General features: G+C 65.7%; 10 protein-coding genes. All 10 read left to right on the forward strand.

The window, feature by feature from the left end:
* The first annotated feature begins 7 nt into the window (after positions 1-7).
* The 10 genes from ACXAF3_RS14505 to ftsA all read left to right on the forward strand — a co-directional run bounded on the left by ACXAF3_RS14505 (position 8) and on the right by ftsA (position 13,178).
* Complete coding sequence (locus ACXAF3_RS14505) at positions 8-1,777, forward strand: peptidoglycan D,D-transpeptidase FtsI family protein (RefSeq protein ID WP_475113032.1); 1,770 nt, start codon at positions 8-10, stop codon at positions 1,775-1,777.
* Positions 1,774-3,291 (forward strand): UDP-N-acetylmuramoyl-L-alanyl-D-glutamate--2,6-diaminopimelate ligase, encoded by a 1,518-nt coding sequence (locus tag ACXAF3_RS14510; RefSeq protein WP_475113033.1) that lies wholly within the window; start codon positions 1,774-1,776, stop codon positions 3,289-3,291. The genes ACXAF3_RS14505 and ACXAF3_RS14510 overlap by 4 nt, the downstream gene beginning before the upstream one ends.
* The gene (locus tag ACXAF3_RS14515) at positions 3,288-4,667 is read left to right on the forward strand and encodes a UDP-N-acetylmuramoyl-tripeptide--D-alanyl-D-alanine ligase (protein WP_475113034.1); all 1,380 of its coding nucleotides are present in this window, start codon (positions 3,288-3,290) and stop codon (positions 4,665-4,667) included. Before ACXAF3_RS14510 ends, ACXAF3_RS14515 begins: the two co-directional genes overlap by 4 nt.
* Entirely contained in the window at positions 4,667-5,752 is a 1,086-nt protein-coding gene (gene mraY, locus ACXAF3_RS14520; RefSeq protein WP_475113035.1) for a phospho-N-acetylmuramoyl-pentapeptide-transferase, read from the forward strand. The genes ACXAF3_RS14515 and mraY overlap by 1 nt, the downstream gene beginning before the upstream one ends.
* Positions 5,753-5,823: 71 nt before the next feature.
* Positions 5,824-7,191: a UDP-N-acetylmuramoyl-L-alanine--D-glutamate ligase gene (gene murD / locus ACXAF3_RS14525; RefSeq protein ID WP_475113036.1), complete on the forward strand. Its 1,368-nt coding sequence runs from the start codon at positions 5,824-5,826 to the stop codon at positions 7,189-7,191.
* Positions 7,188-8,411, forward strand: coding sequence for a putative lipid II flippase FtsW (gene ftsW, locus ACXAF3_RS14530; protein WP_475113037.1), 1,224 nt, complete (start codon positions 7,188-7,190; stop codon positions 8,409-8,411). The genes murD and ftsW overlap by 4 nt, the downstream gene beginning before the upstream one ends.
* Entirely contained in the window at positions 8,411-9,520 is a 1,110-nt protein-coding gene (murG, locus tag ACXAF3_RS14535) for an undecaprenyldiphospho-muramoylpentapeptide beta-N-acetylglucosaminyltransferase (RefSeq protein WP_475113038.1), read from the forward strand. Before ftsW ends, murG begins: the two co-directional genes overlap by 1 nt.
* A gap of 70 nt (positions 9,521-9,590) precedes the next feature.
* Positions 9,591-11,036 (forward strand): UDP-N-acetylmuramate--L-alanine ligase, encoded by a 1,446-nt coding sequence (gene murC / locus ACXAF3_RS14540; RefSeq protein WP_475113058.1) that lies wholly within the window; start codon positions 9,591-9,593, stop codon positions 11,034-11,036.
* Complete coding sequence (locus ACXAF3_RS14545; protein ID WP_475113039.1) at positions 11,036-11,827, forward strand: cell division protein FtsQ/DivIB; 792 nt, start codon at positions 11,036-11,038, stop codon at positions 11,825-11,827. The genes murC and ACXAF3_RS14545 overlap by 1 nt, the downstream gene beginning before the upstream one ends.
* Before the next feature lie 115 nt (positions 11,828-11,942).
* Complete coding sequence (gene ftsA / locus ACXAF3_RS14550; protein ID WP_475113040.1) at positions 11,943-13,178, forward strand: cell division protein FtsA; 1,236 nt, start codon at positions 11,943-11,945, stop codon at positions 13,176-13,178.
* The last annotated feature ends 88 nt before the right edge of the window (positions 13,179-13,266 follow it).

Genomic DNA, 13,266 nt, shown 5'->3' on the forward strand with positions numbered 1-13,266 from the left:
AGGCGCCATGGGCGCAGTCAAGAAACAGCAGATTCAACCGGGTATCGCCCGCTGGCGCTTCGCGCTGGTGGCGGCCCTGCTGTGCCTGCTCGCCCTGGCTCTGGTGTTCCACCTGGCGCGCCTGCAGGTGCTGCCGGAGGCCGAGCGCGGCTACCGCTTCCTGCAGGATCAGGGGCGCGCGCGCACCATTCGCACCGAGGAGATCGCCGCCTACCGCGGTTCCATCGTCGACCGCAACGGCGAGCTGCTCGCGGTCAGCACGCCGGTGCAAAGCCTCTGGGCCAATCCGCAGCTGCTGCGCGAGGCCGGCGCCGACGAGCTGCGCAAACTGGCAGCGGCGCTTGAGATGAAGCCCTCTGCGCTGGCCAAGCGCCTGCAGAAGTACCGCAACAAGGAGTTCATGTACCTGCGCCGCCACCTGGCGCCGGAGCAGGCCGAGCGGGCGCTGCGCCTGGATCTGGCCGGCGTCTACAGCAAGCGCGAGTACCGCCGCTTCTACCCCGCCGGCGAGGTGGTGGCGCAGCTGCTGGGCTTTACCAATATCGACGACCGCGGCCAGGAGGGGCTGGAGCTGGCCTACGACGACTGGCTTTCCGGTCAGCCGGGCGCGCAGCAGGTGGTCAAGGACCTGAAGGGGCGCACGGTGCAGGACCTGGCCACCAAGCGCGAGGCGCGCCCGGGGCGCGATCTGCGCCTGTCCATCGATATGCGCCTGCAATATCTGGCCTATCGTGAACTGAAGCGCGCGGTGGCCGAGAACGGCGCCGCGTCCGGCTTTATGGTGATCCTCGACACCAGGAGCGGTGATGTGCTGGCGATGGCCAACCAGCCCTCGTTCAACCCCAATAACCGCCGCGGCGTCACAGCCGCGGCGATGCGCAACCGCGCCCTGATCGACCAGTTCGAGCCGGGCTCCACGGTCAAGCCGCTGACCGCACTGGCGGCGCTGGAGAGCGGCCGCTACCAGCCGCACACGCCGATCGACACCAGCCCCGGCTATATCCGCGTGCCGGGCAAGACGCTGGTGGACCCGGTGAACTACGGCCGGCTGGACCTGACCGGCGTCATCACCAAGTCGAGCCAGGTGGGCATTACAAAAATCGCCCTGGATCTGGAACCAAACTCGCTGCGGGAACTCTTTTACCGACTGGGGCTGGGGGAGGCCGTCGGCAGCGGTTTCCCCGGCGAGGCGGCGGGCATACTGCCCAGCCGCAGCCGTTGGCACCCAATCGAGCGGGCCAACTTCGCCTTCGGCTACGGTTTAACAGTGAACGGGGTGCAGCTGGCCCAGGCCTACAGCGTACTGGCCAACGCCGGGCTCAAGCGCCCGGTTTCTTTGGTTTTGTCCGCCGACAAACCGGCGGCGGAACCGGAGCGGGTGGTCGAGAGCGAGCTGGCCGAACAGGTCACCGCGATGCTGGAAACGGTGATCGGTAAGCGCGGCACCGGTAAACGCGCCGCGGTGGAGGGCTACCGGGTGGCCGGCAAGACCGGCACAGTGCACAAGGTGGGCCGCAGTGGCTACGCGGAAAACCGCTACCGCTCGGTGTTCGCGGGCTTTATTCCCGCCGACAGGCCGCGCCTGGCGGCGGTGGTGGTGATCGACGAACCGAGCCGCGCCAAATACTACGGTGGGGAAGTGGCCGCGCCGCTGTTCGGCTCGGTCATGGCCGGCGCCATGCGCCTGCTGCAGGTGCCGCCGAGCGAGTTTGCGCCGGCGGAACAGCAGCTGGCCAGGCAATTGGCTGAACAAGACAAAAGAGGTAACAAGTCGTGAGTCAGCGCAAGGTTTCATTGAAAGATCTGGTGCCCGGCTACGCCGGTATTCCGGACGTGGCGGTGACCGGTGTGGCGCTGGACAGCCGCCGGGTGCAGCCGGGCGACGTGTTTATGGCCCTGCGCGGCACCGTCGTGGATGGACGCGAATATATAGATGCGGCCATCGGTGCCGGCGCGGCCGCGGTGCTCGCCGACGGCGATCAGCTGGCGTGCCGGGAGCGCGACGGTGTACAGGTGGTCAGCGTGCCCGGCCTGGCCAAGCGCGTCGGCGAGATAGCGGCGCGCTTCCACGGCAACCCCACCGAGCAGATACACCTGGTGGGGGTGACCGGCACCAACGGCAAGACCACCTGTGCCTATCTGACCTCACAGCTGCTGGCGCGCCACTTCGGCAGCGCCGCGCTGATGGGCACCATCGGCAACGGCGTCTGGAGCGACGGCGAGATCGCGCTCGAGGAGACGGGCCTGACTACGCCGGACCCGGTGCGCCTACAGGCGGACTACGCCGCCTTCCGCGAGCGCGGCGTGCGCGCCGCGGCGATGGAGGTGTCGTCCCACGCCCTGTCACAGGGGCGTGTGCACGGGCTGATTTTCGATACCGCGATTTTCACCAACCTGTCGCGGGATCACCTGGACTACCACGGCAATATGGCCGCCTACGGCGCCGCCAAGGAAAAGCTGTTCGGCCTGCCGAAACTGAAGCGCGGCATTATCAATCTGGACGACCCCTTCGGCGCGCAGCTGGCGGAGCGCTGCAAACTGCGCAACCTGAAGGTCATCACCTACGGCCTGCAGGCGGGGGATCTGCACGTCACCGACCTGCGCCGTCACGAGGGCGGCTTCTCCGTGCGGCTGACCACGCCCTGGGGCAGTGGTGAGCTGACGGCACCGCTGATCGGCGACTTCAATATCCACAACGCGCTGGCGGTGGTGGCCGCGGTGGCATCGGCGGGTATGCCCCTCGAGGATATCCTGGCCGCCTTCCCGGCCATCAAACCGGTGCCGGGGCGCATGGAGCGGGTCAGGGCCGACGGTGCCGACGGAGACGTGGGTGTGCTGGTGGATTACGCCCACACCCCGGACGCGCTGCGCGCGGCGCTGGCGGCGGCGCGTCCCTACTGCCGCGGCAGGCTCTGGTGTGTGTTCGGTTGCGGCGGCGACCGCGATACCGGCAAGCGCGCGCCCATGGGGCGTATCGCGTCGGAGATGGCGGACCGCGCCATCGTCACCAGCGACAACCCGCGCAGCGAGGATCCGCAGAAAATCATCGACGATATCCTCGAGGGCGCGGCCAGCAACATCGAGGTGGAAATCGACCGCGCCGCAGCGATCGAGCGTGCGGTCAGTGCCGCGGAGCCGGGCGACATAGTGCTGATCGCCGGCAAGGGGCACGAGGACTACCAGATTATCGGCAGTGAAAAAATTCACTTCTGCGACCGCGAACAGGCCGCCGCCGCGCTGCAGCGGCGCGCCGGCGCCCGCGCCGGAGAAACACAGGGGGAAGCCGAGTGATCAGTCCGCTCTCCCTGCAACAGTTACAAGGGCGCTTCGGTGGCGAGCTGGTCAACGGTTCGGTGCAGTTCGAGCGCGTGTGCACCGATACCCGCAAGCTGGATCCGCAGGCCCTGTTTGTTGCCCTGAAAGGGGAGCACTTCGATGCGCACGACTTTGTCGGCGAACTGGAGGGGCGGGTGCTGGGCCTGGTGGTGGAGCGGGAAGTGCCCGGCTGCAAGCTGCCGCAGTGGCGCGTGGCCGACACCACCGTCGCCCTGGGGCAGATAGGCCGGCTCTGCCGCGAACAGTTCAAGGGGCGCGTCATCGCGATCACAGGATCCTGCGGCAAGACCACGGTCAAGGAGATGCTCGCGGCCATCTTCTCCCAGCGCCACACCCCCTGCGTGACCCGCGGCAATCTGAACAACCAGTTCGGCCTGCCGATGACACTCTTCGGGCTGGCGCCGGAGCACGACGTGCTGATTCTGGAGATGGGTGCCAGCGGGCCGGATGAAATCGGCTACCTGTGCAGTATCGGCAGGCCGCAGGTGAGCGCGGTCAACAATGTGATGCCGGCGCACGTCGAGGGCTTCGGTTCCGTGGACGCAATCGCCAAGGCCAAGGGGCAGATCTATACCGGCCTCGAAGTGGGCGGCACCGCGGTGATCAACGCCGACGACGGCTACGCGAACTACTGGCGCGAGCGTATGCCCGAGGGCGTGCGCACCCTGGAGGTTGGGCTCGGGCACCCCTGTGCGATCAGCGCCGACAATATCGCGCTGGACGAGAGCGGCTGCCCGTCCTTCGACCTGGTGATCGAGGGCCTGGCCCACCCGGTGAAGCTGCGCCTGCTCGGCGAGCACAATGTGCACAACGCACTGGTCGCCGCCGGCTGCGCCTTCGCCGCCGGCGTGCCGGCGGCGGAAATCGCCAGCGGCCTCGGCAAGCTGGGCGGTGTGGCGGGCCGCCTGCAGGAGAGTCGCGGCCTGAGGGGCGCGACTATCATCGACGACAGCTACAACGCCAATCCGGGCTCTGTCAGCGCCGCGATAGAACTGCTGGCGCAGCGCCCGGGAAGAAAAATCCTGGTGCTCGGCGATATGGCCGAGCTGGGTGCGGATGCAGAGGCAATGCACCGGCAGATGGGCGAGCTGGCGCGAGAGCGTGGGCTGGACGCCCTGTTTACCCTGGGCCCGCTGGGTGCCGCCGCCAGCGTCGCCTTCAGCGCGGGAAGGCATTTGCCGCTGCACAACTACCGGGACAGGGAGCCGCTGGTCGCGGCGTTGGTTCACGAACTGAATAAAGACACCACCGTGCTGGTGAAAGGTTCCCGCAGCGCACGTATGGAACTGGTGGCGCAGGCGCTGAGCGGGAACGGAGAAGAGGATAAATAATGCTGCTCTGGCTGGCGGAAATTCTGCAACAACACGTGAGCACCTTTGCGGTGTTCAACTACCTGACCGTGCGCGCCATCCTGGGAGCCCTGACCGCGCTGGGCATCTCCTTGGTCGTCGGCCCGCGCATGATCACCTGGCTGAATCAGCTGCAGGTGGGGCAGGCGGTGCGCGACGACGGGCCGCAGACCCATCTGAGCAAGTCCGGCACGCCGACCATGGGCGGCACCCTGATTCTGGCCTCGATCTTTTCCTCGGCGCTGTTGTGGTCGGATCTCTCCAACCGCTATGTGTGGGTCACGCTGCTGGTGACCTTCGTGTTCGGCGCGGTTGGATTCGTCGACGATTACAAGAAGGTGGTGCACAAGAATCCGCGCGGTCTGATCGCGCGCTGGAAGTACTTCTGGCAGTCGGTCGCCGGTCTGGGTGCGGCCATCTACCTGTATTTCAGCGCGACCAGCCCGGCGGAGACCCAGTTCTTCGTGCCCTTCTTCAAGGATGTGGCGATCAATCTGGGGCCGGTGTTTTTTATCCTGCTGACCTATTTCGTCGTGGTCGGTTCCAGCAACGCGGTGAACCTGACCGACGGACTCGACGGCTTGGCGATCATGCCGACGGTCATGGTCGGCGGTGCGCTGGGGCTTATCGCCTACCTGGCCGGCCACGTGGAGTTCGCCAACTACCTGCATATTCCGTCGATCCCCGGCGCGGGGGAGCTCGCCGTATTCTGCGCGGCCCTGGGCGGCGCCGGCCTCGGCTTCCTGTGGTTCAACACCTACCCGGCGCAGGTGTTTATGGGGGATGTGGGCGCGCTGGCGCTGGGCGCCGCGCTCGGCATCATCGCGGTCATCACCCGCCACGAAATCGTGCTGTTCATTATGGGCGGCGTCTTCGTGATGGAAACCGTGTCGGTGATCCTGCAGGTGGCGTCTTTCAAACTGACCGGAAAGCGTATTTTCCGTATGGCGCCGCTGCACCACCACTTTGAGCTGAAGGGCTGGCCGGAACCGCGGGTTATCGTGCGCTTCTGGATCATCACCGTGGTGCTGGTGCTGGCGGGCTTGGCGACCCTCAAGTTGCGCTAGTTGCAGGATTGAATCGGAGCCTGTGGGGGCTCCTGGCGAAAAAGAGATTGGATAAATAAGCAGATAAGCGAATGGCTTTGATCGCGACCTCGGAGAAAAAAGTGGTAATCGGCATGGGCGCCACCGGTCTATCGGTGGTGCGCTTCCTGCTGCGTGCCGGTTTTACTCCGCTGGTCGCGGACAGCCGAGAACAGCCGCCGGGCCTGGACGCCTTCCGCGAGGCATTTCCCCAGGTGCCGGTGGAAACCGGCCCGCTGAACCCGGAGACGATGCTCGCCGCCAGCGAAATTATTGCCAGCCCCGGCGTAGCGCTGGCCGAGCCTGCGCTGCAGCAGGCGATAGACGCCGGTGTTCCGGTTATCGGTGATATCGAAGTGTTCGCGCGCGAACTGGCAGGATTTGAGCAGCCGCCGAAAGTCGTGGCGATCACCGGCTCCAACGGCAAGAGCACCGTCACCACCCTGGTCGGGCTGATGGCGGAGAAGGCCGGTGTGGACACGCGCGTGGGTGGCAATATCGGCGTGCCGGTGCTGGATTTGTTGGCGCAACCGCTGCCGCAGCTGTTCGTGCTGGAGCTGTCCAGCTTCCAGCTGGAGACCACCTACTCGCTGGCGGCGGATGTGGCCACGATCCTGAACCTGAGCGCGGACCATATGGACCGCTACGAGACGCTGGCGGACTACCACCGGGCCAAACAGCGGATCTACCGCAACGCCAAGCAGCTGGTGGTCAACCGCGCGGACCCACTGACCCGCGGACCCCTGTCCCGCGACAGCCACGAGTGGAGTTTCGGCCTGGACGAGCCGGACCTGCAGCAGTTCGGCCTGAAGAAAGCCGGTGGGGAAGAGTGGCTGGTGCAGGGTATGGAAAAGCTGCTGCCGGTCAGCGAAGTGGCGATGGTCGGCAAGCACAATATCGCCAATGCGCTGGCGGCGCTGGCGCTGGGCAATGCGGTCGGCCTGCCGATGGCGGCGATGCTGTCGGCGTTGCGCGACTTCAACGGCCTGCCGCACCGTTGCGAGCGGGTCGCGGACCTGGACGGCATCACCTTTGTGAACGATTCCAAGGGCACCAATGTCGGTGCCACCCGCGCGGCGCTGGAGGGGCTGGCGACAGAGACCGGCAAAATCGTGTTGATCGCCGGCGGCGACGGCAAGGGCGCCGACTTTTCGCCGCTGGCGGAATCCGCCGGCGCGCTGCGCGCACTGGTCACCATCGGTGTCGACGGCGACCGGATAGCGCGGGTGTTCGAGGGCAAAACCGCAGTTTACCGCGCCCTGTCGATGGATGACGCCGTGGCCCAGGCGCGCGCGCTGGCGAAACGCGGCGACTATGTGCTGTTGTCGCCGGCCTGTGCCAGCTTCGATATGTACCGCAATTTCGAGGCGCGCGGCGACGACTTCCGCCGCGCGGTTGCGGCGCTGGGAGGTGCCGGATGAGCCGGGTGCCGGAGCAGATGCGGGAAGAGCGGAACCTCGACTGGTTGCTGCCGTTCTGCGTGCTGGCGCTGGCCAGTATCGGCGTGGTGATGGTGGCTTCGGCGTCCATCGCCTACGCGGCGGACGTGTACGGCGACCCCTGGTTTTTCCTGAGGCGCCATCTGATCTATCTGGGCGTGGGTGCCGCGGCGGCGCTGGTGGTCAGCCAGGTGCCCCTGTCGGTCTGGTCGCGCCTGTCGTGGCCGCTGCTGCTGTTCTCCTGCCTGCTGTTGATGGCGGTACTGCTTCCCGGCATAGGGCGCGAGGTCAACGGCAGCCGCCGCTGGCTGGCGCTGGGCTCGATTACCGTACAGCCGGCGGAAGTGGCGAAATTCTGCCTGCTGGTGTTTTTCGCCAGCTTCCTGACCCGCCGCAACCAGCAGCTGCGCCACTGGAGCAGTTTTATGGTGCCGGTGGTCATTCTCGGCATAGTCGCACTGCTGCTGCTGTTGCAGCCGGATTTCGGCTCGGTGGTGGTGATTTCCGGCACCGTGCTGGCGATGGTTTTCCTCGCCGGCGCGCGCCTGCCGCACACCTTCGTACTGGTGGCGGCGGCGGCCTGCGGCCTGGCGCTGATGGCGCTGGTGAGCCCCTACCGGCTGCAGCGGCTGATGACTTTTCTGGACCCCTGGGGGGACCAGTTCGCCAGCGGCTACCAGCTGACTCAGTCGCTGATCGCCTTCGGCCGCGGCGAGTGGTTTGGTGTCGGCCTCGGCAACAGTGTGCAGAAGCTGTTTTACCTGCCGGAGGCGCACACGGATTTTATTTTCGCCATCCTCTCCGAGGAGTGGGGCATCGCCGGCGGGCTGGTGGTGATAGGGCTTTTCGTCGCCCTCACTTGGTCGCTGCTGCGGCTGGTGCGCGAGGCACTCGCGCAGCAGAAATTCTTCGCCGCGCTGCTGGCTTTCGGCATCGCGGTACTGCTGGCTGGCCAGGCGTTCGTGAATATGGGGGTGGCGTCCGGCCTGCTGCCGACAAAGGGGCTGACACTGCCGTTCGTCAGTTTCGGCGGCAGCAGCCAGGTGATCTGCTGCGCGCTCTTCGCGCTGGCGCTGCGCCTGCAGACCGAGCTGCGCCGGCAGGGCAACAGCGAAAAACCGGGTCTGGGCAATATTCGACAACTGCCGATCTTCAATCCGCTACAGGTGGGGGATCGCACACTGAAAGGGGAGGCGGCCTGATGGTTGAGAGTAGTGCGCCGTTTTCCGGCGGATTTTCGGGTAAAAAGTTTCTGCTGATGGCCGGCGGCACCGGCGGTCACGTATTCCCGGCCCTGGCGGTGGCCAGAGCGCTGCAGGCGCAGGGCGCGGCGGTGGAGTGGTTGGGTACTGAGCGCGGCATAGAGGCGCAGTTGATTCCGGAAGCGGATATACCGCTGCACTTTATTACCGTCGAGGGTGTGCGCGGCAAGGGCAAGCTGGCGCTTTTGAAGGCGCCGCTGCAGATTGCGCGCGCGATCGCGCAGGCGCGCGCGGTGGTGAAGAAGGTGCAGCCGGATGCGGTGCTCGGTTTTGGCGGCTTCGCCACCGGACCCGGCGGCGTCGCCGCGCGCCTCGGCGGCATACCGCTGATTATTCACGAGCAGAACGCGGTGGCCGGCACCACCAACCGGTTGCTGGCACGCATCGCCAGCCGCGTGCTGGAGGCCTTCCCGAGCGGACTGCCGCGCGGGCAGCAGGTGGGCAATCCGGTGCGCAGCGAGATAGCACAACTGCCGGAGCCGCAGATGCGCATCGGCAAGGAGAAGCCGCTGCGCCTGCTGGTACTGGGCGGCAGCCTCGGCGCCGTGGCCATCAACGAACTGGTGCCCCAGGCCGTCTCCCTGCTGGAGCCGGAACTGCGCCCGCGCATCGTGCACCAGGCCGGCAAGCGCCATCTGGATGTGGCCCGCGAGGCCTACCGCCTGGCGAATGTGGACGCGCAGGTGGTGCCCTTTATCGCCGATATGGCGGCGGCCTACAGCGAAGCGGATCTGATTATCTGCCGCGCCGGCGCCTTGACAGTTTCTGAAATCGCGGCAGCGGGCGTAGGAGCCATCATGGTGCCCTTCCCGTTTGCGATCGACGACCACCAGACCAAGAACGGCGAATGGCTGGCGCAGGCCGGCGGAGCCATAGTGATTCAGCAGGACGCGCTGGATGCGGAAAAACTCGCCGGGCTGCTGAAAGAGTTGTTTGCCGAGCCGCAGAAGCTGCTGGCGATGGCCGAGGCGGCGCGCCGCGTGGCGAAAATCGACGCGACGGAGCAGGTACTGGCGGCCTGCGGCGAAGAGTTGGCAGTGGCCGGATAGAAACACAGGGCGGGCATGTCGCTTCTTTGCCCGTCCCACAAGAGTGAATCAGAGAATGTCTGCAAAAGCCGTGACAGCACAGAACAGCTACAGCGTACCCAGGATGCGCCGCGTCAGCCGTATTCACTTTATCGGCGTCGGCGGCGCGGGTATGAGCGGTATCGCCGAAGTGCTGCAGAACCAGGGCTACGAAGTGTCCGGTTCCGATCTGCGCGAGTCCTCGGTGACCGAGCGGCTGCGCAAGCTGGGCGTAAAGGTACAGATAGGCCACAGCGCGGAAAATATCCGCGACGTGGATGTGGTGGTGAACTCGTCCGCGGTACACGGCGACAACCCGGAGCTGGTGGCGGCACACGAAAACCGCATTCCGGTGGTGCGCCGCGCGGAGATGCTCGGCGAGCTGATGCGCTACCGCTACGGCATCGCGGTGGCCGGCACCCACGGCAAGACCACCACCACCAGCCTGATCGCATCGATTTTTGCCGCGGACAAGAAGGATCCGACCTTCGTGATCGGCGGCCTGGTCAATGCGGCCGGCGCCAACGCGGCGCTCGGGGAGAGCCGCTACCTGATCGCCGAGGCGGACGAGAGCGATGCATCGTTTATTCACCTGCAGCCGATGGTCACCGTGATCACCAATATCGACGCGGACCATATGGAGACCTACGGCGGCGATTTCGAGAAGGTCAAGCAGATCTTCATCGACTTCGTGCACAACCTGCCGTTCTACGGGCTGGCGGTGGTCTGCGGGGATGACGAGCATATCAATGAAGTGATCCCGAAGTTTTCGCGCCCGGTGGTCACCTACGGATTCGACGAGGGCAACGATTACCGCATCGTCGACGTCCGGCAGGAACCGCTGCGCAGCCACTTCAGCGTGCAGCGCCCGGACGGCAAGAAACTGGATGTCTGCGTCAATACGCCGGGCATTCACAATGTGCTGAATGCGACCGCAGCGATTGCGGTGGCGACGGACGAGGGCATCGGTGACGAGGCGATCCGCGAGGGGCTGAAGGGCTTCCAGGGGGTCGGCCGCCGCTTCCAGATTTACGGCCACTACGCCGTCAGCGATGACGAGAGCGCGGACAAGGTCATGCTGGTGGACGACTACGGTCACCACCCGCGGGAAGTGGCCGCGACCATCAAGACGGTGCGCGACGGCTGGCCCGAGCGGCGCCTGGTGATGATCTACCAGCCGCACCGCTACACGCGCACCCGCGACCTGTTTGAGGATTTTGTGCAGGTGTTGTCGCAGGTGGACAAGCTGATACTGCTCGACGTATACAGCGCCGGCGAGGCGCCGATTCCCGGTGCCGACGGCCGCACCCTGGCGCGCAGCCTGCGCAACCGCGGCCAGGTGGATCCGATTTTTGTCGAGACCATCGAACAGGTGCCGCCGGTTCTCGCGGATCTGCTCGAGCCGGGCGATATAGTGCTGACCCAGGGTGCCGGCAACGTGGGCGCGCTGGCCCAGCAGCTGGCCAAGTGGCGCCTCGGCGAGAGGAACGGGGGGTAATGGCTCGTGCCCATCAAAAGAAAAAAGTGCGCGGCGCGCGCCCGATTGCGGAGCGCGGCGGGCGCTCGGGGCGCAACTGGCGGCCGCTGCTGCTGGTAGTGCTGGCCATCGGCGCCCTGGCGGGGCTCAGTTACGGCGGCCTGTGGCTGTGGCAGCGGGTTCCGGTGCAGGAACTGAGCCGGGTGGACGCGCTGGAACAGGTGCGGGTCAAGGGGCCGTTTAACGCGGTGACCCAGCGGCAGATAGAGGAGATCCTGCTGCCCTATTTGCAGGAGGGGTTCTTCTCGTTGGATATCCGCGCTATGCGCGAGGCGCTGGAGGAAAACCCCTGGATAACCGCAGCCTCGGTGAGCCGGCGCTGGCCGCGCGGAGTCGAGGTGGCGGTGCAGGAGGCGCAGCCGCTGGCGGCCTGGGGCGAGGACAAACTGCTGGTGGCGAGCGGCGAACTGCTGCCGCGGCCGGCGCAGATGAATACCGGCCGCCTGCCGGCGCTGGCGGGGGACGAGGAGCTGGTCGAGCGCATAGTGGCGCAGTACCAGGCCCTCGCCGGCCTGCTGACCACGCGGGATATGGAAGTGAAGCGGTTGTCTTTCGACGACCTGGCAGGCTGGCAGCTGGAACTGGTCTCCGGTGTGGAGTTGCACCTGGGGCACGAGGAGTTGCTGGAGCGGGTCAACCGCTTCCTGCAGTTGAGCCGCGGCGTGCTGGCGCCACATCTGGCGAAGGTATCCAGGGTGGATACCCGCTACAGCAATGCGGTGGCGGTGCGGTGGAAAGACGATAAAGAGTAAGACGTAGCGCGGTGCACAGGCCGCGACAACAAAAAAATTTAAAAGCGAACGCTGTGCCCTGGTCCGTTATTGGGAATGCGGCCCGGAGCACAGTTCAGCGAGGTTGGTAGATAAAATGACACAAGCATCCGATCACCGCATGATCGTGGGTTTGGATATCGGCACTTCCAAAGTGGTCGCGATCGTCGGCGAAGTCTCCGACGACGGCGAACTGAATATTGTCGGTATCGGTTCGCACAGATCCACGGGAATGAAAAAAGGTGTGGTGGTTAACATCGAGTCCACCGTGCAGTCGATTCAGCGCGCGGTAGAGGAGGCGGAGTTGATGGCCGGCTGTGAGATTCACTCGGTCTACGCCGGTATTGCCGGCAGCCATATCCGCAGCCTGAACTCCCACGGCATAGTCGCGATCAAGGACCGCGAGGTGACACAGCAGGATCTGGACCGGGTCATAGACGCGGCGCGCGCCGTGGCCATTCCGGCGGACCAGAAAATTCTGCACACGCTGCCGCAGGAATTCCTGATCGACAACCAGGAGGGCGTCAAGGAGCCGCTCGGCATGTCCGGCGTGCGCCTCGAGGCGAAGGTGCACCTGGTCAGCGGCGCGGTCAACGCGGCGCAGAATATCGAGAAATGCATCCGCCGCTGCGGCCTGGAAGTGGAGGACATCATCCTCGAGCAGCTGGCCTCCAGCTACGCGGTGCTGACCGACGACGAAAAGGAACTCGGTGTGTGCATGGTGGATATCGGCGGCGGCACCACCGATATCGCGGTGTTTACCGGCGGGGCCATCCGCCACACCGGCGTGATCCCGATTGCCGGCGACCAGGTCACCAACGATATCGCGATGGCCCTGCGCACGCCGACGCCCCACGCGGAGGAACTGAAAATCAAATACGCCTGCGCGCTGGCGAAGCTCGCGCGCGAGGGCGAGACCATCAAGGTGCCCAGTGTCGGCGACCGCGCGCCGCGGGATTTGTCCCGCCAGGCGCTGGCGGAGGTGGTGGAGCCCAGATACGACGAATTGTTCACGCTGGTGCAGGCGGAGCTGCGCCGCAGCGGTTTCGAAGACCTCTGTGCGGCGGGTGTGGTGCTGACCGGCGGCTCCTCGAAGATGGAGGGCGCGGTCGAGCTGGCGGAGGAGATATTCCACATGCCGGTGCGCCTCGCGGTACCCCAGGGCGTTGCCGGCCTGACCGATATCGTCAGCAACCCGATTTACTCCACCGGCGTGGGCCTGCTGATGTACGCGATGCGGGAAGAGGACAGTGGCGAGAACAAACAGCGCCCGGCGCGCAACGAAAACCAGTGGTGGGACAAGGTAAAGCACTGGTTCAGAGGCAATCTGTAGGGAAGCGGAACAATGGAAAGGGAGTGATGGATTAATCGTATCTGCGGTGCGCCTCGCGCACCTAAGGCCAGGCGCGGTGCCGGAGGCA

This window comes from Microbulbifer sp. ABF4_143 (assembly GCF_056160225.1).